17 protein-coding genes are annotated in these 19,378 nt (G+C 71.3%); 13 read left to right on the top strand and 4 right to left on the bottom strand.

The window, feature by feature from the left end; all coding sequences use genetic code 11:
• The first annotated feature begins 3 nt into the window (after nt 1-3).
• Entirely contained in the window at nt 4-714 is a 711-nt protein-coding gene (locus tag ACLQ21_RS12425; RefSeq protein WP_425664109.1) for a hypothetical protein, read from the top strand.
• Between the two features lie 79 nt (nt 715-793).
• Here ACLQ21_RS12425 and ACLQ21_RS12420 read toward each other — a convergent pair whose 3' ends face one another.
• The gene (locus ACLQ21_RS12420) at nt 794-1,264 is read right to left on the bottom strand and encodes a cupin domain-containing protein (RefSeq protein WP_425664107.1); all 471 of its coding nucleotides are present in this window, start codon (nt 1,262-1,264) and stop codon (nt 794-796) included.
• 171 nt (nt 1,265-1,435) lie between these two features.
• Nucleotides 1,436-2,413, bottom strand: a complete 978-nt coding sequence (locus ACLQ21_RS12415) for a hypothetical protein (RefSeq protein WP_425664106.1) — start codon at nt 2,411-2,413, stop codon at nt 1,436-1,438.
• Nucleotides 2,414-2,712: 299 nt separating this feature from the next.
• Between ACLQ21_RS12415 and hrpA the strand changes: the two genes are divergently transcribed.
• The 3 genes from hrpA (at nt 2,713) to ACLQ21_RS12400 (ending at nt 7,573) form a co-directional block, all read left to right on the top strand.
• Complete coding sequence (gene hrpA, locus ACLQ21_RS12410) at nt 2,713-6,798, top strand: ATP-dependent RNA helicase HrpA (protein ID WP_425664104.1); 4,086 nt, start codon at nt 2,713-2,715, stop codon at nt 6,796-6,798.
• Between the two features lie 170 nt (nt 6,799-6,968).
• Nucleotides 6,969-7,316: a DUF6804 family protein gene (locus ACLQ21_RS12405; RefSeq protein ID WP_425664102.1), complete on the top strand. Its 348-nt coding sequence runs from the start codon at nt 6,969-6,971 to the stop codon at nt 7,314-7,316.
• A 107-nt stretch (nt 7,317-7,423) separates the two neighbouring features.
• A complete protein-coding gene (locus ACLQ21_RS12400; protein WP_425664100.1) occupies nt 7,424-7,573 on the top strand; it encodes a hypothetical protein in 150 nt (49 codons plus the stop codon).
• A gap of 130 nt (nt 7,574-7,703) precedes the next feature.
• On the opposite strand, the gene ACLQ21_RS12395 is transcribed toward ACLQ21_RS12400, so the two are convergent.
• Nucleotides 7,704-10,139 carry a cell wall-binding repeat-containing protein gene (locus ACLQ21_RS12395; RefSeq protein WP_425664098.1) on the bottom strand — a complete coding sequence of 812 codons (2,436 nt, stop codon included), beginning with the start codon at nt 10,137-10,139 and terminating at the stop codon, nt 7,704-7,706.
• A 399-nt stretch (nt 10,140-10,538) separates the two neighbouring features.
• On the opposite strand from ACLQ21_RS12395, the gene ACLQ21_RS12390 reads away from it, so the two are divergent.
• Together ACLQ21_RS12390 and ACLQ21_RS12385 are read left to right on the top strand one after the other, a co-directional pair.
• Nucleotides 10,539-10,838: a hypothetical protein gene (locus ACLQ21_RS12390; RefSeq protein ID WP_425664096.1), complete on the top strand. Its 300-nt coding sequence runs from the start codon at nt 10,539-10,541 to the stop codon at nt 10,836-10,838.
• A 70-nt stretch (nt 10,839-10,908) separates the two neighbouring features.
• Nucleotides 10,909-11,628, top strand: a complete 720-nt coding sequence (locus tag ACLQ21_RS12385; RefSeq protein ID WP_425664094.1) for a hypothetical protein — start codon at nt 10,909-10,911, stop codon at nt 11,626-11,628.
• A gap of 29 nt (nt 11,629-11,657) precedes the next feature.
• Here ACLQ21_RS12385 and ACLQ21_RS12380 read toward each other — a convergent pair whose 3' ends face one another.
• On the bottom strand, nt 11,658-12,380 hold the full coding sequence (locus tag ACLQ21_RS12380) for a DUF4386 domain-containing protein (RefSeq protein WP_425664093.1): 723 nt from the start codon (nt 12,378-12,380) through the stop codon (nt 11,658-11,660).
• 134 nt (nt 12,381-12,514) lie between these two features.
• Between ACLQ21_RS12380 and ACLQ21_RS12375 the strand changes: the two genes are divergently transcribed.
• The 7 genes from ACLQ21_RS12375 to ACLQ21_RS12345 all read left to right on the top strand — a co-directional run bounded on the left by ACLQ21_RS12375 (nt 12,515) and on the right by ACLQ21_RS12345 (nt 19,211).
• The gene (locus ACLQ21_RS12375; protein ID WP_425664091.1) at nt 12,515-13,141 is read left to right on the top strand and encodes a TetR/AcrR family transcriptional regulator; all 627 of its coding nucleotides are present in this window, start codon (nt 12,515-12,517) and stop codon (nt 13,139-13,141) included.
• A gap of 303 nt (nt 13,142-13,444) precedes the next feature.
• Nucleotides 13,445-14,719: a glycosyltransferase gene (locus tag ACLQ21_RS12370; RefSeq protein WP_425664089.1), complete on the top strand. Its 1,275-nt coding sequence runs from the start codon at nt 13,445-13,447 to the stop codon at nt 14,717-14,719.
• Between the two features lie 14 nt (nt 14,720-14,733).
• Nucleotides 14,734-14,880, top strand: coding sequence for an LPXTG cell wall anchor domain-containing protein (locus ACLQ21_RS12365; protein WP_425664087.1), 147 nt, complete (start codon nt 14,734-14,736; stop codon nt 14,878-14,880).
• Nucleotides 14,881-14,946: 66 nt separating this feature from the next.
• Entirely contained in the window at nt 14,947-15,939 is a 993-nt protein-coding gene (locus tag ACLQ21_RS12360) for a UDP-glucuronic acid decarboxylase family protein (protein WP_425664085.1), read from the top strand.
• A 29-nt stretch (nt 15,940-15,968) separates the two neighbouring features.
• Complete coding sequence (locus ACLQ21_RS12355) at nt 15,969-17,171, top strand: MFS transporter (protein ID WP_425664083.1); 1,203 nt, start codon at nt 15,969-15,971, stop codon at nt 17,169-17,171.
• Between the two features lie 223 nt (nt 17,172-17,394).
• The gene (locus tag ACLQ21_RS12350; protein WP_425664081.1) at nt 17,395-18,222 is read left to right on the top strand and encodes an aldo/keto reductase; all 828 of its coding nucleotides are present in this window, start codon (nt 17,395-17,397) and stop codon (nt 18,220-18,222) included.
• Nucleotides 18,223-18,236: 14 nt separating this feature from the next.
• Nucleotides 18,237-19,211 (top strand): TetR/AcrR family transcriptional regulator, encoded by a 975-nt coding sequence (locus ACLQ21_RS12345; RefSeq protein WP_425664079.1) that lies wholly within the window; start codon nt 18,237-18,239, stop codon nt 19,209-19,211.
• Nucleotides 19,212-19,378: the final 167 nt, after the last annotated feature.

The raw sequence follows: 19,378 nt of genomic DNA, 5'->3' as shown, positions 1-19,378 counted from the left end.
CGCATGCACTACCTGCTCGGTCTCGCAGCACTCGTCATGGGCGTCGTCATCGCCACCCGCCGCACGCGGCCGATGTGGTTCGTGGTGCTCACGAGCGTGCTCGTAGGGGTCGGTGCACTGCTCGCGATTCTGAGCTACACGCGCGTCACCGACTCGCTCGGGCTGCTCGCGAACAGCATCCTCGGCTGGACCTTCGTCGGCCTGTCGATCATCACGATGCTGTCGTCGATCTTCGTGCTCGAGCGCCGCGGCGCGCGCGGCGAGGAGCTGCCGCCGCTCATCGGCGACAACCCCTTCGACGGCGATGCCGACGACACCGACGACCCCGCCATCGGCGGCATCCGCGCCACCTCGCAGGACGGCGTGCTCGGCTCCGACGCCGACGTCATGGCAGGCGACGCGGCCGCACCCGTCGTGACCGGGTACTCCGCGCACCCGGCGGATGCGCGCGCATCCGTCCCGACCGGCCGCACTGCGGCCCCGCACCACACGGAGGGCAGCATGACCGACAGCACCACCCCGAACGCCTCGCAGGGCGACGCCGACGCCGAGGCCCGCGCAGACGGGGCCGCTTCGGGGTCGCACCCCGGCCCGAGCGCGGGCGCCCAGGACGGCACCGAGTCGACCGGCTCGGATCCCGACATCGCGACGGATGCGCTCGAGGCCGAGACCGATGCGGCGCCGGACGGTCTCGCCGACGGCCGCTCGTCCTGACGCGGGACGCGCCAGCGCAAGCCTGGCAACGCAAGACGCCCGCCGGATCACCGGCGGGCGTCTTGCGTGCGGGGAGGCGTCAGGCGCTCTCCTCGCCCTTCTCGTCGACCTCTTCGACCCACTTCGGCGGCTCGTCGCGGCCGGCCTCCTCGTCCTCCTCGGCCTTCTCGGCCGTCTGCTGGACGATGCCCTTCGCGTGGTGGGTGGGCGCGTAGATCGTGTAGAGGCGCAGCGGCTCGTCGCCGGTGTTCTCGACGTCGTGCCACGTGCCGGCGGGCACCTGGATGCTCCAGCCGTCCTCGACCTCGGTCTCCTGCAGGTCGTCCTTCGCGGGACCCATCTTCGCGACACCCTTGCCCTGGTCGATGCGCAGGAACTGGTCGGTGCCGTGGTGCACCTCGAGCCCGATCGCCTTGCCCGGCTCGATCGACATGAGCGTCACCTGCAAGTGCTTGCCGGTCCAGGCGACGCGGCGGTAGGCGTCGTTCGCGGTCGTGGCGCTCTCGATGTCGAACGCGTTGGGCTTCGGTCCGTTGTCGTGGATGTCCATGGCCGCCATCCTGCACGGCGAGCCTGAGCACCGCCAGGGTGCGTGGGCCGTGCGGTCGGCGGCGCCAGCAGCTCGCCCGCGCGGCCACCTGCCGCGGGCTGACGTCTGCGGGACCCCTTCGACCGAACGGGACCTGGTGCACCGGGTCCCCTTCGGTGGAAGGGGTCCCGGTCACGCGATCGCAGCCAGCGAGGGCACGGGCTTCCGCACTCGGGGCACGCCGTAGCCGTCAAGGATGCGCCCGAGTCGAGTCGGGTGCAGCACGTCGTCCCAGATCCAGTGCGCCGGATCGCCGCTGTAGAGCAGTTCGTCGTCGCGCAGCTTCTCCTCCGCGAGTGCGCGCGCTCCCGACTTGCCCGCCCGGTTCGCGACCTCGCCGTACTTCACCCGGCCGTCGAACTCGCCGTAGACCGGTCGCCGCCCCGGCCGGACGAAGCGCATGTCGACGCGCCACTGCCTCCCGGTCGGGCCCGCGACCCACTGCTGCAGCTCAGGGGCGGCGAAGCCGAGCTCGAACACGCGCACTCGGCTCCAGGACTCCCCCACCGACTCGGCGTCGCCGTCGGCGAAGGCGATCGCCCATTCGGCCGCCGCTCGCCCGCGAGCGCCCTGTCGGGCCAGCGCGTCGAGGATCGCCTGCTTCGACACCGCTCGCCGGTGCAGCGCTGCGTCGATCGCCGACACCGCGGTGAGCCGATCCCGCCGCCGCGCGACGTCGGCGAGCGCATAGGCCAGCGAGCACACCAGCAGATCGCCGACGCGCACGACATCGGCCGGGTCGAGCACGACCGGCGCGTGCACGACACCGGCCTTCTTCTTCGCGGTCGCCGTGCCCCCTGCCGTGTAGACGACGTCCGGCACCAAGCCGAACGGGACGCCGTGCACGGCGAGCGCCGACTCGCGGGCGAAGACCGGCTGCGATCTGGCCTGCTGCACTGCCCGGATGCGCAACAGGTAGCGCGCGTCGCGCTCGAGCGCATCCGCCGTCGGGCTCGTCTCGTCGGCAGGCGCGCCCGAGGGCGTCTGCTCGACGTAGATGCCGCGCCGCAGGCGCACGAAGCGGTCGTCCCGCTCCGGGCGGAAGCCCGGCGCGGCCGCGATGAGCTCGCGCTTCGGTCGTGGCAGGTCGGCGTCGCGTCCGGTCGGCATGGCGCGCACTCTCCCAGAGGGGGCGCCGACCACGCGACGCGCGCCGGCCGTCCTGTGGATGACCGGGCATCACATCCCGGATCGAACTGGCGGCGCAAGGCCATCGGCGCGGGACCCCTTCCACCGAGCGGGACCCGGTGCACCAGGTCCCGATCGGTGGAAGGGGTCCCGGTAGCTCGTGCGGCCGGCGCGGCGGACGGCGGGCGCGGCGGTGCGGGGACGCGGCGGGCGCGCTGGCGTGCGGATGCGGATGCGCCGCGCGGGTGCGCACGCACAGCGGCGCACGGGAGAATGGGCGGATGCGCATCGAGTATCCGGCTGATCTGCCCGTCAGCGAGGCGCGCGACGAGATCATGGCGGCGATACGCGACCACCAGGTGGTGATCGTCGCGGGGGCCACGGGCTCCGGCAAGACGACGCAGCTGCCGAAGATGTGCCTCGAGCTCGGCCGCACGAGCATCGGCCACACCCAGCCGCGCAGGCTCGCCGCCCGCACGATCGCCGAGCGCATCGCCGAGGAGCTCGACGTCGAGCTCGGCACGACCGTCGGCTACAAGGTGCGCTTCACCGACCAGGTGAGCGCGGCGACGCAGATCAAGGTGATGACCGACGGCATCCTGCTCGCCGAGATGCACCGCGACCGCGACCTCAAGCAGTACGACACGATCATCATCGACGAGGCGCACGAGCGCAGCCTCACGATCGACTTCCTCATCGGCTACCTGCAGCGGCTCCTCCCCCGCCGCCCCGACCTCAAGGTGATCGTCACGAGCGCGACGATCGACCCGGAGTCGTTCAGCCGGCACTTCGGCGGCGCCCCGATCATCGAGGTCTCCGGGCGCACCTTCCCGGTCGACATCCGCTACCGCCCGCTCGTGGCCGAGCAGATGGATGAGGACGAGGACGACGACGGAGAGCCCGATACCCACGCCGACCTCGACCCCATCGACGGCATCGAGTCGGCGCTCAAGGAGATCGCCCGCGACGACGCCGGCGACGTGCTCGTCTTCCTCCCCAGCGAGGCCGACATCCGCGACGCGCAGGACCAGCTGCAGGGCAAGCTCGGCCCCACCACCGAGATCCTGCCGCTCTACGGCCGCCTGAGCGCCGCCGACCAGCACCGCGTGTTCGAGCGCTCCAATCGCCCGGGCATCCGTCGCCGCGTCGTGCTCGCCACGAACGTCGCCGAGACGAGCCTGACCGTGCCGGGCATCCGTCACGTCATCGACACCGGCACGGCGCGCATCTCGCGCTACTCGGCGCGCAGCAAGGTGCAGCGGCTGCCGATCGAGGCGATCAGCCAGGCGAGCGCCAACCAGCGCTCCGGCCGCGCGGGCCGCGTCGCTCCGGGCATCGCGATCCGCCTCTACGCCGAGGAGGACTTCGAGCGCCGCCCGGAGTTCACCGACCCGGAGATCCTGCGCACCAACCTCGCGGCGGTCATCCTGCAGGCGTCGTCGCTGGGGCTTGGCCCGCTCGAGGAGTTTCCGTTCCTGCAGCCGCCCGACTCGCGCGGCATCAAGGACGGCCACGACCTGCTGCGCGAGCTCGGCGCGATCTCGGCCAAGGGCGACATCACCAGGATCGGTCGCGAGCTCGCCCGCCTGCCGGTCGACCCGCGGTTCGGGCGGATGGCGTTGGCCGGCCGCGATGCGGACGTCGCCCACGAGGTGATCGCGATCGTCGCCGGGCTGACGATCCAGGATCCTCGGGAGCGCCCCCTCGAACGGCGCGAGGAGGCGGACCGCATGCACGCGCGCTTCGTCGACCCCACGAGCGACTTCATCACGCTGCTCGCGCTGTGGCGGCACCTGCAGGCGCAGCAGGCGGCGCTGTCGGGCAACCAGTTCCGCAAGCTGTGCAAGGTTGAGCACCTCAGCTTCCTGCGCGTGCGCGAATGGCAGGACGTGGTGCGGCAGCTGACGCGGGCGATGGGGCTGAAGCTCGAGAAGGGCGCCCGCTCGTCGAGTAGCACCGAAGGCGCGTATCGAGACGAGGGCCGCTCGGATCTCGATACGCGGACTGCGTCAGCTACTCGATCAACGGAGCAGGGGCGGACTTCGTCAGCTACTCGATCAACGGAGCAGGGGCGGACTTCGCCAGCTACTCGATCAACGGAGCAGGGGCGGACTGCGTCAGCTACTCGATCAACGGACGACGCGCCCGGCTCCCTCGCCACCTCCGTCGACGCCGACGCCGTCCACAAGGCGCTCCTCTCGGGGCTCCTCGGCCGCATCGGCACGCTCGACGAGACCCAGAAGCCGCAGCAGTCGCGTCCCGGCGACAAGGGCGACAAGGGCGACAAGCGGCGGATGCGCCCCCGCCCCGAGTACCTCGGCGCACGCGGTGCGCGGTTCCAGATCTTCCCCGGTTCGGCCCTCGCCAAGAAGCCGCCCCGCGCAGTGATGGCGGCCGAGCTCGTCGAGACGAGCCGGCTCTTCGCCCGCAATGTCGCATCCGTCGATCTCGCGTGGGCCGAGCCGCTCGCGGGCGACCTGGCGAAGCGACAGGTCAGCGAGCCGCACTGGGAGCGCAAGCAGGGCGCGGTCGTCGCCTTCGAGAAGGTGACGCTCTTCGGCGTCACGATCGTCGAGAGGCGGCGCCTGCAGTTCTCGCGCATCGACCCGGTGCACGCGCGCGAGCTGTTCATCCGGCACGCGCTCGTCGACGGCGAGTGGGATAGCCCGCAGGACTTCGACCGCAAGAACCGCGAGCTGCGTCGCGAGATCGAGCGCCTCGAGGAGCGCCAGCGCCGCCGCGACCTGCTCGTCGGCGACGAGGCGGTCTTCGACTTCTTCGACGCGCGCATCCCCGCCGACGTCGCCTCCACTCGCAGCTTCGAGGGCTGGTGGCGCGAGCAGCGCAAGACGAGCCCCGAGCTGCTGACGATGACGCGCGAGGACCTCACCGGCGAGGATGCGCGCGTCGACACCGAGCTGTACCCGACGAAGTGGCAGCAGGGCGAGCAGCGGCTGCGGCTGAGCTACCGCTTCGAGCCGGGCGCCGCCGACGACGGCCTGACGGTGCACGTGCCGCTCGCGGTGCTCCCCCGTCTCAGCCCCGAGGGCTTCGACTGGCTCGTGCCCGGCATGCGCGAGGAGCTGCTCACCGCGATGATCAAGAGCCTGCCGAAGCACGTCCGCAAGCACGTCGTGCCCGCCGGGGACTGGGCGCGGAGCATGCTCGCCGAGCTGCCCGCCGAGCCTCCCGCGGCGGGCAAGGGCAGCGACCGGCCGGCCTCGATCGCCGAGGTGCTCGCCGCGCGCATCTCCCGCACCGCCTACGTGCAGGCCGCCGCGACCGACGTCGACTGGCACCGCATCCCGGACCACCTCAAGCCGACCTTCGCGGTCGAGGACGCCCGCGGTCGCCGGCTCGGCGCCGACAAGGACCTTGAGTCCCTCAAGCGCCGCTTCGGGCAGCAGGCGACCGTCCAGGTCGCGAAGGCCGCCGTGAAGGTGACGAGCGACCTCGAGCGCGACGAGGTGACCGGCTTCGACACCGAGCTGCCCGAGCACATCGACGTGCGGCAGGGCGGCAACACCGTGCGCGCCTATCCGGGCTACGCCATCACCGGCAGCTCGGGCGCGAAGGGCGGCGGCAAGGCCACCGTGGGCATCCGCCTCGCCTCCACCCGCGAGGCGCAGCAGCGCGACCAGCGCGCGGCCGTGCGGCAGCTGCTGCTGCGGCAGGTGCCGAGCCCCGCGCCGTACGTGCAGTCCAACCTCACCGCAGCCGAGAAGCTCGCCATCGGCGCGAGCCCCTACCCCTCGACCGACCGGCTCTTCGACGACCTCATGCTCGCGATCATCGACGCAGAGCTGGGCGCGACGCCGCCCGCGACGGTCGCCGACTTCGAGGCGCTGCGGGCGCGCGTCGCCGATGGACTCGTCGAGCGGATGTTCGCGCTCGCCTCGCAGGTCGCCCGCATCCTCACGAGCGCGCGGCTCGCCGACCGCGCGATCCGCGATGGCGCGAGCCTCGCGCACATGGCGGCGCTCGCCGACGCGCGCGCCAACCTCGACCAGCTCGTCTTCGACGGCTTCGTCAGCCGCACGGGCCTCGACCGGCTCGGCCGCCTCGAGGTCTACGTGCGCGCGATCGAGCACCGCGTCAAGCGCCTGCCCGAGACCGCGAACCGCGACCGCGCGTGGATGAGCGAGGTCGAGCAGGCGACGGCGCTCTTCGCCGCTGCCGGCGGCACGCTGCCGCTGCCGGCCGCGGTGACGGATGCCGTCCCGGGCACCGACGGGTCGGCGCAGGCCGAGCAGCTGGTCGCCGCGCGCTGGCTGCTGGAGGAGCTGCGCGTCAGCCTCTTCGCGCAGCAGCTGGGCACCTCCGGCCCGGTGTCGCTGCAGCGCATCCGGAAGGCGCTCGCCGCCTGAGCGGAGTCATCCGCTCCTCGAACAGCCCCGCCCCGCTTGCAGAGCAGCCCGCGCAGGGCGTGCATCGCGCATGGATCTCGATACGCGGCCTGCGGCTGCTACTCGATCAGCGGAGGGGGCTGCTACTCGATCGGCGGAGCGGGCCGCCCGAGGCCGTACGGTTGGAGGCGATGGAGACCAACCGCTACGGCCCGAGCTTCCAGCGCAACGCCCTCGCCCCCGGGGTCCTCCTCGCGGTCGGGCTCGTCGCGGGCACGATGCTGCTGGGCAGCGACTGGTACGAGACGCTCCGCTTCGTCATCGCGGTGCTCGCGCTGATCGTCGCCTGGTTCGCGTTCCAGGCGAAGCACTGGTGGTGGATCCCGGTCTTCCTCGCGATCGCCGTCGTGTGGAACCCGGTGCTCCCCTTCGACTTCAACGGCCAGGCGTGGGCGCTCGCGCACCTCGCGGCGGCGCTCGTCTCGCTCGTCGCGGCGGTGCTCATCAAGGCGCCGCGCACCGACGAGCGCACCCGCTGACGCACGGCGAGCAACACGGGCGCCATTCGGCCGGTGCGCCGTCGCCCGCTCCGGCGTAGCCTGCGGATGAGCAGCGGCTCTCCGCCGCTGCACGAAGGGGTGATGGGATGCGCGCACTCGCCCGAGCGGCAGCTGCGGTGGTCGCCATGTCGTTCATCCTCTCCGCCGGCGGCTGCGGGGGCGGGGGCCCGAACGGCTACCTCATCGGTCCGCTGACCGCTGCCAGCGACACCGCCACCTCGGCCACCCCGGTGTAGCCGCGCGGCTCGGCCGGCCCGTCGCGGCGACGCTCATCGAGGGCGCCAGCGCACCGACGAGCACGCCCGCCGAAGCGCCGACGGCAAGCAGAAGCGGGGGGCGGCATGCCGCACCCCGCTTCGATCCCGACTAGCGGCAGGCCGTGTACGACGCGACCGACGGGCTGAGCGTCGGCTCTCCGCCGAGCAGCCAGACATCGGTGGGCATCCAGCGGTCGAGCGCGCTCGACGTGGACACCGGCACGCACCCGCTTCGCGCCAGCAGCATCGGCGCACCGACCGCCCCTGCCGCGGCAGCACCGGGCAGCGCGTCGGCGAAGCCCTCGCCGCTCGCCACGACCACCGTGCTCGCGCCAGCGAAGAGCATGCCGATCTGCGCGGCAGTGGCGAAGCGGTCGCGGCCCGAGAACCGCTCGACGTCGAAGCCGGCGCTCATGAGGCCCTCCTCGAAGCCGACGGAGACCGACTGCGGATCACCCGCGACGCCGACCCACGAGACGCCGAGCGCGTCGAGCGTCGCTCGGGTCCCGGCGTCGGGCGTGGCCTGGCCGCCGTTCACGAGCAGCACCGGGCCGCCCAGCATCGCGGCCGCTGGGCCCGCCGTCAGCGCATCCGGGAACTTCATCCCGGTCGCCAGGAAGGCCGATCCGGCGCCCTCGAACGCGTGCTCGGCGAGCAGCCGGCTCGTCTCGAAGCGGTCCGCGCCGCCGATGCGGATGACCTGGCGCTCCGGGTCGAGGTCGCGCACCTGCTGCTCCGCCTGCGCCCACACCGACGGCGTGCCGCCGACGATGACGACCTGCTCGGGCTGCAGTCGCTCGATCTCGTCGAGCACCGACTGCGGCACCGCATCCGGACGCGTGAGCAGCACCGGGCCACCCTGGTGGGCGGCGGCCGGTCCGGCGGCGAGCCCGTCGGGGTAGTTCATGCCGCTGGCGAGGTAGACGACGGATGCCGTGGTCGGGAATGCACGCTTGGAGATGGCGACGGCGGTCGCGAAGCGGTCGCCGCCCGAGATGCGGTCGGGGGTCGGCAGCTCACGCGGGCCGGCGTTCGAGCAGTCACCGGAGGTGGTCTGCAGCTCCGCCGCGATCACCACGGCGTTGCCCTGCGGAGTCACCTCGAAGTACGTCGCATCGTCGAACTCCGTCCTGTCCTGCCAGAACTCGTGGCAGACGTGGTCGCCCCAGAAGCCGAGCCGGTACGTGCCCGGTGCGAGACCGGTGAAGGAGAACCGCTGCTCGACGCCCAGCAGCGCCTCGTCGGCGGCGTACACCATCTCGAGGTACCGCCAACCGTCGCTGCGCAGCTGGTAGAGGTCGACGATCACCATGCCGCACGAGCCGCCGCAGCCGAAGTCAGCCGACTGGTCGGCAGCCTGGACCGACTCCGAGTGGCGCTCGATGCGCTCCAGCTGCTCGGCGGAGGGCTGGGTTGCAGCAATGCCATCGACGGCGCCCCCGACTCCCTCGCGCACACGCAGCGTGCCGGCGATCGTGGCACCCACGTGCGCGTCGAGCTCGAAGTGGCGAGTCTGGTCCTCGGCGACCGTCACGGTCTCGCCGAGCAGCGCCATGCCGGTGGACGTCCACTCCTCGGTGGCGATGAGGCGGTCGTACCTATCACCGGCGGTGTCGAAGCCCTCCAACACCAGCCGGAAGGGGCGACCGGCCTCGAGGTCGAGCGCGAACGGCACCGTCTGGCCGGGGGCACCGCTGACTCGGGTCTGGTGACCGGGCTCCACGCCGTCGGGACCCACGTACGCCGCGCTCACCCAGAGCGTGACCCGCTCCGTCGGGTGCGTGAAGTCGAGGCGCACGTCGCCCGTGATGCGGGTCGCGGCCGGGAGCGCGATGGCCGCCTCGGCGCGCTGACCGCTCTCGATCCGCACCGTCTCGCCGCGTGCCGGCCAGACGTCGGTGACCCACTGCGCGTGGTCCTGCCAGGGCGGCGATGCGAAGGCGCGGTAGTCGCCGGCACGCAGCCGAGAGATCTCGCAACGGCCGGTCGCGTCGGTGGTGCAGTCGCCGCCGGGAAGCTCCGAGCCATCCGCCGCGATGCGGTACATGGTCACCCGCACGCCGGGGACCGGCTGTCCGTCGCCCGAGACGCTGAGCACCGCACTCGCCGGCGCCATCATCTGCATCGCCAGCGCGAGCGTCTGCCCCTGGGTCACCGTCACGCGCTCGGCGTCGGCGTACAGGGCCACTCCCGGGTAGTACGCCGGCACGTACTGGTCGAGGTGGGGATTGGTCGACACCCTGTAGGCGCCGGCCGGCACGTGCAGGGAGACGACGCCGGAGGCATCCGTCTCCCCGGTCACCCACTCCCAGCTCGGGTCGTACTCCACAGGGTCGACGCTCACCGAGACGCCCTCCACCGGGGCGCCGGTCGCACCGTCCGTCAGCGTCAGCTCCACAGTGCCGTGCCCGGCGGGCGGCGCCTCTCCGACCGCTGCGGCGGTCGTCGGCCACGAGAGCAGTCCGGCGGCGACGGCGATCGCAGTCAGCAGTGCACGAGACGCTCGGCGGTGGGGTCTCCGCTTCGCGCCGATGGGGACAGTCATCATCGACTCCTCGAGGGTCGGGGCAGCCATGGAGCGCCCGCTGTGCAGAACATAGCCAAATCCTCAAAATTTCCCAAACGGCACGTTTGACGTGCCGTGCAGCCGAGGGATGCGTGACACCGGCTGCGCGAGCCCGTAGCGTTCGCCGCGAGGCTGCACCATCGAAGACGAGGAGCCGCGATCACTCGAGCACCGCGACTCCGCGCCGCCCTCATCGCGACTGCCATCACCGTCTCGATCGCCGGCTGTTCCCCCGCGAGCACCGCCGAGGGCGTCGGCTCGACCGCGTACGAGCGCTGTCCTGACGAGCTCGTCGACGCGTGGCTCGACCTCGGCAGGGACGACGGATACGGCGCTGCCGGTCTCGACCGCGCACCGAACGGTCCGGGCGACCTGCCCGTGGGCCAGGTGCCGGTGCTCTGCTCGGTCGCGCTCACCGCTCCGGACGGCCGCGCCGCCTTCACGCTCAGCGTCCTGGGGGGACCGGGCACGGTCGCGGAGGTCGTCGGCGCGATCGCCGCCGAGCAGGGCTACGTCGAGGAGCGCTCCACGCCTCCCGGCGTCGCGCTCGCGCTGGTGAGCGCCGACGGCGGCACGCGCTACGAGCTCTCACTCCCGGGCGACGAGGTGCTGTCGGCCGCAGGATTCGAGGGAGCGAGCACGAGCAATCTCCTTGAGGGCACCATCACGCAGCGGTGAGCGACCGAACTGCCCCGTGGAAACTCAAGGATCGCTCGCTTCTGCGCGTGACGAATGGGAGCCTGTGAGCATGCTCGCCCTGAAGCGCACAGCGGCCATCGCCACCGCAGCCCTCGCCGTTGCGGCACTCGGAGCCTGCTCGTCCGCTTCCTCGGTCGCTCCGGCCGCGACCCCGGTCGCGAGCGCCGCTCCAACCGCGCCCGCCGCGCCCACAGCTGCCGCGCCTCCGGGGCTGTCCGCCGAGACCGAGGCGGCCGTGGCCGAGTACGTGGACCGGTTTTCCTCCGAGACCGGGACCGACTCGGTCTGGCTCGACGCCGCCGGTGTCGAGGACGAGTTCCGCGAAGCTGCCGCCGCGTTCCCGCTCGCGCTGCCCGACGGCTACTCCTGGCCGACGAGCACCGGGCAGGAGTACGGCAACGCCGCCCAGTGGGAGCACGGCACGGGCGCCGTGCAGGCGTACTTCTTCTGGGAGGGCGCGACCGCGACCGCCGCCTACGCCGCGCACGAGCGCGGTGACGGAGGGGCCGTCTCCGCGCACCTCGAGTCGCTCGCGGCGGGCTACGCGAGCCCGGTCCGCAGCATGCTCGTCGATCCGGAGCAGCCCGGCACCGACTCCGGCTACTACCGCGCGGTGATCGCGCCTGCGATCGACGGCGACTGGGAGGCGCTCATCCGAGCGCAGGTCGAGCCGTTCATCGAGAACCCCGTCTACGGGGCGATCGCCGCGCAAGCCGGCGACGACGTCGACTTCGGCAGCGAGGGCTTCGCCACGCCCGCCGCGCCGTAGCCGCCCGCGCTGGCCGGAGCACCCGGACCTCATGACTGGGCAGGCTGTGCTGCGGGTAGCCGGCGTCCGCGGATGAGGAGCCAGAAGATGACGACGACCTCGCCGGCGAACAGGAACTGGCCGAAGGTCGCGCTGAAGCCGTCCACGACCCAGATGCCCACGGCGTCCGCGAGGTAGCCAAGCCCGGCGATCGCGAGCAGAACGCCGAAGATGCGCGGCATGAAGCCCGAGCGGAAGGCGAGCACACCGGTCAGCACCAGGTGCAGCCCGAACAGCCCGAGGCTCGTCACCCAGATGGTCGAGAACCGCTCGATCGCCTGCAGCGCCGCCGGCGGGTCGTCGAGCACGGTAAGCGCCGCGACGAGCTGGCTGATGGCGAAGAGGAACGGCAGCGCGTAGATCGCTCGCGCCCATGCCGCGACCGCCGAGAGCAGCGGATGCGTCGGCCGGAAGAGCGTGTACAGCGCGGCGGCCACGACGAAGTCGAGCAGCGCCGCGATGGCGAGGCCGACGATGCCGAGCATGAACTGCGGCTGCGAGGCCGCGATGGCGGTGGCGGTGGCGGCGGCGTCGCCGCGGACGACGAGCGGGACGATGCCGGCGAAGTTGCCGACGCCACTGGTCACGGCCATGACCGCCAGTCCCGTCCCAGCGACGAGGCTCGCAGTGCGCGGCGACCACGAGGTGAACCGGACGAACGACCGGCGCGGCGCCCGCGTCGAGGAGGCGGCGGCTTCGAGTGCGAGAGTCATGATCCATCCTTACGTCGTAAACTTATGATGTAAGGAACGCTACGCTTACGCCGTAAGGGTGTCAAGAGGGAAAGGGATGGGCTGTGGCAGCACGAGCATCGAGGAACCGTCGTGAGCCGCTGAGCCGAGAGCGCGTGCTCCGCACCGCCATCGAGCTGGCCGATCGCGACGGGATCGAGTCGCTCACCATGCGGAGGCTCGGCGAGGCGCTGGGCGTCGAGGCGATGTCGCTGTACAACCACGTGGCCAACAAGCCCGACCTGCTGAACGCGATGGTCGACGCGATCTTCGTCGAGATCGAGTTGCCTTCGCAGGACGAGGACTGGCGGACGGGGCTCCGCAAGCGCTCCATGTCGTTCCGCGACGTGCTGTCACGGCATCCGTGGGCCACCGGGCTCGCCGACTCGGGCACGCAGCCTGGTCCATCGACGCTGCGGCACCACGACCGCGTGCTCGGTGCCCTGCGCTCCGGCGGCTTCACCGTGCCGCTCGCCGCGCATGCGTTCGCGCTCATCGACAGCTACATCTACGGGTTCGTGATGCAGGAGAAGAACCTGCCCTTCGAGACGGAGGAGCAGACGGCGGCGATGGCGCACACGCTGCTCGCCAACATCCCCGCCGATCAATACCCGCACCTCGCCGAACTGGTCGAGCAGCACGTGCTCGTGCCCGGCTACGACTACGCGGCGGAGTTCCCCTTCGGGCTCGACCTTCTGCTGCATGCTCTCGAGGAGGCTCGGGCCGCGGACGCTGGGCGGTAGGGCCTCCGCTCGCGCCGACGGGGATCGTGACCGACCCTCAATCTTGCCCAAGCGGCACGCATTTTTGCCGCATGGAACGTCGGCCTGAGACGCAGCGCGTGCCGCCCTCCGGCGACTCCGCGGTGCTGGCCCACGCTTGCGCTGAAGGCAGCCCAGTCAACCTGCGCTGAATCCGAGGGTTTCTCAAGAGCAACTGTGGGAACGCTGTAATTTTACGTTCCGCGCATACGTTCTCGATCGAACGGTAACGGTGTGACGATTCACCCGGCAGCCGATCAGGCACGGAGGTCACGGTGCGGGCAGGTGCGCAGCGAGAGCTGCACACCTCCCTGGCGCCGGCCTCGAAGCGATCGAGGACGAGAGAACACGATGGAAGCGCTCCTATGGCTGCTGCTGATCACTCCGTTCTGCTTGCTCGCCGTTGCAGCTTCTGGCTGGGTGTACGGCAGGTTCCGTCCGGCGCGGGTTCGGCAGTGGAGCACGAAGCGGGCGAGCCCTGAGTTCCCTCCGATCGACGGGCCGCAGCGGGTCGCTGTGCTCATCGCTTGCTTCCGGGGCGCCGGCACCATCGGTCAGACGGTGGAATCCGCGCTGCTGACGGGATGCGACGTCTACGTCGTGGACGACGGGTCGAAGCAGAAGTCCCCGTCCGACCGGACCGCAGAAGTGGCCCGAGCTGCTGGGGCGACGGTGCTCGAGCTGCCCGTGAACGGCGGGAAGCCCAAGGCGCTGCACAGCGCCTTCCACCAGCTGTGTCTCGGCACGCGGTACGAGGCGGTCGCGATCCTCGACGATGACGTGCTCATCGAGCCGGACTTCATCGAGCGGAGCCTCGAGAAGATGGAGGATCCCTCCGTCGCCATCGCGGTCGGCAAGAACATCACGTGGTGGCCGGCGGAGCATCGCTGGAACATGTGGCTCGCGAAGCGCGCGTTCTCCTACTGGAACTTCCAGCTCACCATCCGTCACGTGCAGAGCCTCTTCGGCGTCATGAACTGCATTTCCGGAAGCAACTCGGTGTACCGCAGCGGTCTGCTCGAACACGTCCTCGTCGAGAAGACGCCGTACATCGTCGACGACACCTATTGGGTGCTGGAAGCTCAGCGGCGCAACCTCGGCGGAGTCGTGTACGCGCCCCGTGCGCGTGCACACCTGCAGGACCCGACCAACTTCAAGGACTGGTACAGCCAGAACCTGCGCTGGTTGTGGGGAACCTTCCAGGGCATCATCGGTCACCGCGTCGCCCGTCAGGCTTCACGATTCGACGCCGCCTACATCCTCCTGATGCTGCATTGGACGATCTACGTCGTCAGCGCGCCCGTCGCGCTCGTCGCCATGGTCGTCGCGGCGCACCAGGCACCGATCTTCCTGCTGCTGTTCTTCGCCGGCTACAGCTTCTGGATCGTCGCCGCGAGCATCGGGCTGCGGCAGCCCCGGCTGCTGGTGTTCACCGTCCCCATCATCATCAGCGACTTCATCTACCGCTGTCTGTTCGTGCATGCGCTCGTCAAGGCAGTGCGCCAACCGACCGTGGAGAACTGCGTGTGGACATCACCTGCACGCATCACGACCGCGTGAAGAGGGGGTGAAACATGTCCGCAGCAGCTGAGCTCCCCGTCACCGGGGCTGCCTCTGCAGTCGGCGTCGGGATCGCCGGCCTTGCGATGGCGATCGCCGGAGCAGTGGTGGCGCTCTGGAAGCGATCCGCCATCGCCGGCGCCGGCGTCAGCACCGAGTAGAGGTCGCCGCGGGGGTGCGCGTCGCGCATCCCCGCAGTGCCCCACATCCGAAAGGTAGGTCCCCAAGTGAGACGAGTCCTCGTGACGGGCGGCGCCGGCTTCATCGGTTCGCACCTCATCCACGATCTCCTGGCAGACGGCGACGCCGTCGTGTGCCTCGACAACCTCTTCAGCGGCCGGCGAGAGAACATCGAGCCGTACCTCAGCCACGAGGCGTTCACCTTCATCGAGCACGACGTGTGCGATCCGATCCCGTCGATGCAGCTCGACCAGATCTATCACCTCGCATGTCCGGCATCCCCGCCGCACTACCAGTTCGATGCGGTCAAGACGCGGAAGACGAACTTCCACGGCACGCTCAACGTGCTGGAGCTCGCCCGCACGACCGGCGCCCGTCTGCTCTTCGCCTCGACGAGCGAGGTGTACGGCGACCCGGAGGTTCACCCCCAGCCCGAGTCGTATCGCGGCAACGTCAACATCACGGGCATCCGGTCCTGCTACGACGTGGGGAAGATGGACGCCGAAGGGCTCTGCTTCGACTTCATGCGGCAGTACGGGGTCGACCATCGCGTCATACGGATCTTCAACACCTACGGCCCGAACATGCGTGTCGACGATGGTCGCGTCGTCTCCAACTTCGTCGCGCAGGCGCTGAAGGGTGAAGACCTCACCATCTACGGCGACGGCTCACAGACCCGCAGCTTCCAGTTCGTCAGCGACCTCGTGCGCGGCATGAAGCTGGCCATGGCGAAGGACGGCCTCACTGGCCCGATCAACATCGGCAATCCGGGCGAGTTCACCATCAGGGAGCTCGCCGAGAAGATCCTCGAGGCCATCCCGTCGAGCACCAGCAGGGTGGTGTTCCTGCCGCTGCCGGCGGACGACCCGACGCAGAGGAAGCCCGACATCAGTCAGGCGATGTCGACGCTCGGGTGGAGACCGACTGTGCAGCTCGACGAGGGGCTGCGCCGCACCATCGCCTACTTCGAAGCGGTGCTCCGCGGGCAGGAGGACGGCAGCCTCGGCAGCGTCTCGAGGATGGACCCCGCCGCGGTATGAAGTGCGGGCGGTCCCCTTAGGCTGACGTGGTGCGTGCGTATGCCGAGGTGCTGAAGGTCCCAGGGCTCGCGCGCATCATCCTGGCGCAGCTCATCGCGCGCTTCCCGGCGGGCATGTACTCGCTCGGCGTGCTCATGCACATGGAGCACGAGCACGGCACGTACACCGCAGCCGGTCTCGTGCTCGCCGCCTTCTCGATCGGCATGGCGATCGCGGGCCCGTTCGTGACCCGGCTCATGTCGCGCTTCGGCACCGTCGCCGTGCTGGTCACCACGACCGCGGTCTCGGTCGCCGCCCTGTTCTCTTTGGCCTCGCTGAGCGTGCCGCTGTGGGTGGATGTCGTGGCCGGCGCGGTCGCGGGCGCCGCGATGCCGCCCGTCACGCCCACCGTCCGCACGCTCTACCCCCGCATGGTGCCGCAGCGGCTGCTCTCGCCGCTGTTCTCGTTCGACGCGGCGCTGCAGGAGATCATCTGGGTCTTCGGGCCCGTGCTGCTGGTGGCGCTCGTCTCGTTCTTCGGCACCGGGCCGACGCTGCTCGTCGTGCTCGTCATCCAGGCGGTCGGCGCGGCGTTCTTCATCGTCTCGCCCGAGGTGCGCCGGCTGCGCATCCCGCCCACCACTCGCAAGCTCGGCCGCGTGCTGCGCAAGCCGCCCGTGCTGCTGTCGGTCATCGTCTCCGCCATGTTCATCGGCGGCTTCTCGGCGGTCGAGGCAGGCGTCGTGGCGACCTTCGGCGAGGGCGCGCTCGAGGCCGGCATCGTGCTCGCCGTCTCGGCGTTCGGATCGCTGCTCGGCGGCTTCGCGGCAGGCAGCCGCGGCATCACACCGTGGTCGGTGGCGATCCGGCTCACGATCGTGCTGATCGGCATGGCGATCGCGCTGCCCATGACGGGCGTCGTCGGCCTCTCGATCGCGCTCTTCATCGCCGGGCTCGGCACCGCGCCGGCGCTCGCCGCCTTCTCGGCGATCATCGCCGGCACCGTGAAGTTCGCCGACACCCCGGAGGCGTACGCGTGGATCGGCACGGGTCAGCTGCTCGGCGCCGCCGTCGGCTCGGCGGTCGCGGGCGTGGCGATCGACGCGATCGGCGGCGTCGGCGGCGTCTGGGTGGCGGTCGTGATGGTCGCCATCGCCGCCGCGATCGCGGCGATCTTCCGCCGCCACCAGCCCGACCTGCGGCACGGCATCGGCGAGCCGCCCGAGACCGCGCCGGTCGAGCTGCCCCGCTGACGCGGTGACACGGCGCGCTCGCCCCGCCGCTCCACAGGCATAGGGCGATCGGTGCTCACCGCGCCCGGTTGACAGCAGATCGCCCTATATCTGCCGCGAGTGTGGGCGCGGTCCGCGGATGAGGCTCGATCCGGATGCGGTCCCCGACGATCCCCGCCACCCCACGACACCGGCGGGCTGAGCCGCCCGAACCCGCCCGCGAGGGCACCTGCGACACTGGAGCGTGCCCTCCACCCTGCCCCTGCTCGACGGACGCACGCTCCCCGCGCTCGGGTTCGGCCTCTACAAGGTGCCCGCCGACGAGACGCAGCGCGTCGTCGCGGCCGCCCTCGACGCGGGCTACCGGCTCGTCGACGGCGCGGAGTTCTACGGCAACGAGCGCGAGGTGGGCGAAGCTCTGCGCCGCGCGGTCGACACCGGGCTCGAGCGCGCCGACCTCACCGTCACGAGCAAGTTCTGGGGCGAGCAGAGCCAGTCGGCGGATGCGGTGCGCACGTCGTTCGTGGCCAGCGAGGCCGCGCTCGGCTCCCCCATCGACGTCTACATGATCCACTGGCCGCGGCCGGCTCGCGGGCAGTACGTCGACGTCTGGCGCGAGCTGGTGGCGCTGCAGGCCGAGGGGCGCATCCGCTCGATCGGCGTCTCGAACTTCACCGAGGAGCACCTCCGCCGCCTGATCGGCGAGACCGGCGTGACGCCGGCCGTCAACCAGGTCGAGTCGCACCCGTGGCTGCCGCAGCACGAGCTACGGGCGTTCCACGCCGAGCACGGGATCGTCACGCAAGCGTGGAGCCCGCTCGGCCGCTCCCGGGTGCTCGAGGAGCCGACCATCCAGCGGATCGCGGCCGCCCACGGCGTGAGCCCCGCGCAGGCGATCATCCGCTGGCACCTGCAGCTCGGGGGCGCGCTCATCCCCAAGTCGACACATCCGCACCGGCTGGCCGAGAACCTCGACGTCGACGGCTTCTCGCTGAGCGACGACGACCTGGCCGCCATCGCCGCGCTCGAGACCGGCGAGCGCACCGGCACCCATCCCGACGACCGCCAGTGAGCGACGAGGCACCCGTGACCGACCCGAACCAGCCGATCGACACCCCCGACCTGCCGCACGCGCACGCCGTCACGTGGGGCGTCGCCGAGCTGCCGCACCGCGGCCCGAAGCGCGAGCTCACGACCGAGCAGATCGTCGAGGCCGCCATCGAGATCGCCGACGCCGAGGGGCTCGACGCCGTCAGCATGGGCAAGGTCGCCGCGGCCGTCGGCGTCGCGCCGATGTCGCTCTACCGCTACGTCACCGGCAAGGACGGCCTGCTGCTGCTGATGTACGACACGGCGAGCGAGGTGGCGGTGCCCGGCGCCGGCACGACGTGGCGCGAGCGGCTGCGCGAGTGGGCCGTGTTCGTGCGGGCGGCGTACGAAGCGCACCCGTGGCTCGCCGACCTGCCGCCGAGCTCGACGCCCACGACCCCGAACCGGCTCGCGATCATCGAGGCCGGCCTCGCGGCGCTCGAGGATGTGCCCGCCCCCGACCGCATGAAGCTGCCGACGCTGCTGCTGCTGCTCGGCTACATCGCCCTCTACTCGAAGGCGTCGAGCGACGCCGCCGTCGACGACGAGGTGCGCCGGGCACTGCCCGAGCTCGTGACCGACGAGCGGTTCCCGCTGCTTGCGCCGGCCGTGCGGGCGGGCGCGTTCGGCACGCGCGACGCCGACGACGACCGCGGCTTCGGCTTCGGCCTCTCGCGGCTGTTCGATGGCATCGAGCGCTGGCTCGAGCGCAACGAGCCCGACGAGGCGTTCGAGCGCATGCCCACGGCGATCCTCGACGACAAGCAAGTGCGCGAGGCGGCGAAGCTCGTCGACGAGGCACGCACCCGCCTGCGGCAGGCGGAGTCGAAGGCGGCGGATGCGGTGGCCAAGGCCGTCGAGCGCCTGCAGGCCATCGAGGCGCGCGACGAGGCCGCCGCGGCGCGGGCCGCCGCGAAGGCCGAGCTCCGCGCGGCGAAGGCGGAGGCGAAGGCGGCGAAGCGAGCTGACTGACCCGCCTCTTCCGCAGGTTGAGCCGCTCGGCGCACGCAGCACTCCCCCTTCCCCGCTGGTTGAGCCGGTCCGGGCGCGCAGCGCCCTGACCGTGTCGAAACTGCCGCAGGTCACGCTGGTTTCGACACGCTCACCCGCCTTCGGCGGCGGAGCGGCTCAACCAACGG

Source organism: Agrococcus sp. DT81.2, from assembly GCF_049844935.1.
Classification (GTDB): domain Bacteria; phylum Actinomycetota; class Actinomycetes; order Actinomycetales; family Microbacteriaceae; genus Agrococcus.
This window is presented reverse-complemented; position numbering and strand designations above follow the sequence as displayed.

What these genes read in the sequence shown, in the direction of transcription:
- ACLQ21_RS12425 (WP_425664109.1), top strand. Translation starts at nt 4, where the DNA reads ATGCACTACCTGCTCGGTCTCGCAGCACTCGTCATGGGCGTCGTCATC.
- ACLQ21_RS12420 (WP_425664107.1), bottom strand. Translation starts at nt 1,264, where the DNA reads ATGGACATCCACGACAACGGACCGAAGCCCAACGCGTTCGACATCGAG.
- ACLQ21_RS12415 (WP_425664106.1), bottom strand. Translation starts at nt 2,413, where the DNA reads ATGCCGACCGGACGCGACGCCGACCTGCCACGACCGAAGCGCGAGCTC.
- hrpA (WP_425664104.1), top strand. Translation starts at nt 2,713, where the DNA reads ATGCGCATCGAGTATCCGGCTGATCTGCCCGTCAGCGAGGCGCGCGAC.
- ACLQ21_RS12405 (WP_425664102.1), top strand. Translation starts at nt 6,969, where the DNA reads ATGGAGACCAACCGCTACGGCCCGAGCTTCCAGCGCAACGCCCTCGCC.
- ACLQ21_RS12400 (WP_425664100.1), top strand. Translation starts at nt 7,424, where the DNA reads ATGCGCGCACTCGCCCGAGCGGCAGCTGCGGTGGTCGCCATGTCGTTC.
- ACLQ21_RS12395 (WP_425664098.1), bottom strand. Translation starts at nt 10,139, where the DNA reads ATGACTGTCCCCATCGGCGCGAAGCGGAGACCCCACCGCCGAGCGTCT.
- ACLQ21_RS12385 (WP_425664094.1), top strand. Translation starts at nt 10,909, where the DNA reads ATGCTCGCCCTGAAGCGCACAGCGGCCATCGCCACCGCAGCCCTCGCC.
- ACLQ21_RS12380 (WP_425664093.1), bottom strand. Translation starts at nt 12,380, where the DNA reads ATGACTCTCGCACTCGAAGCCGCCGCCTCCTCGACGCGGGCGCCGCGC.
- ACLQ21_RS12365 (WP_425664087.1), top strand. Translation starts at nt 14,734, where the DNA reads ATGTCCGCAGCAGCTGAGCTCCCCGTCACCGGGGCTGCCTCTGCAGTC.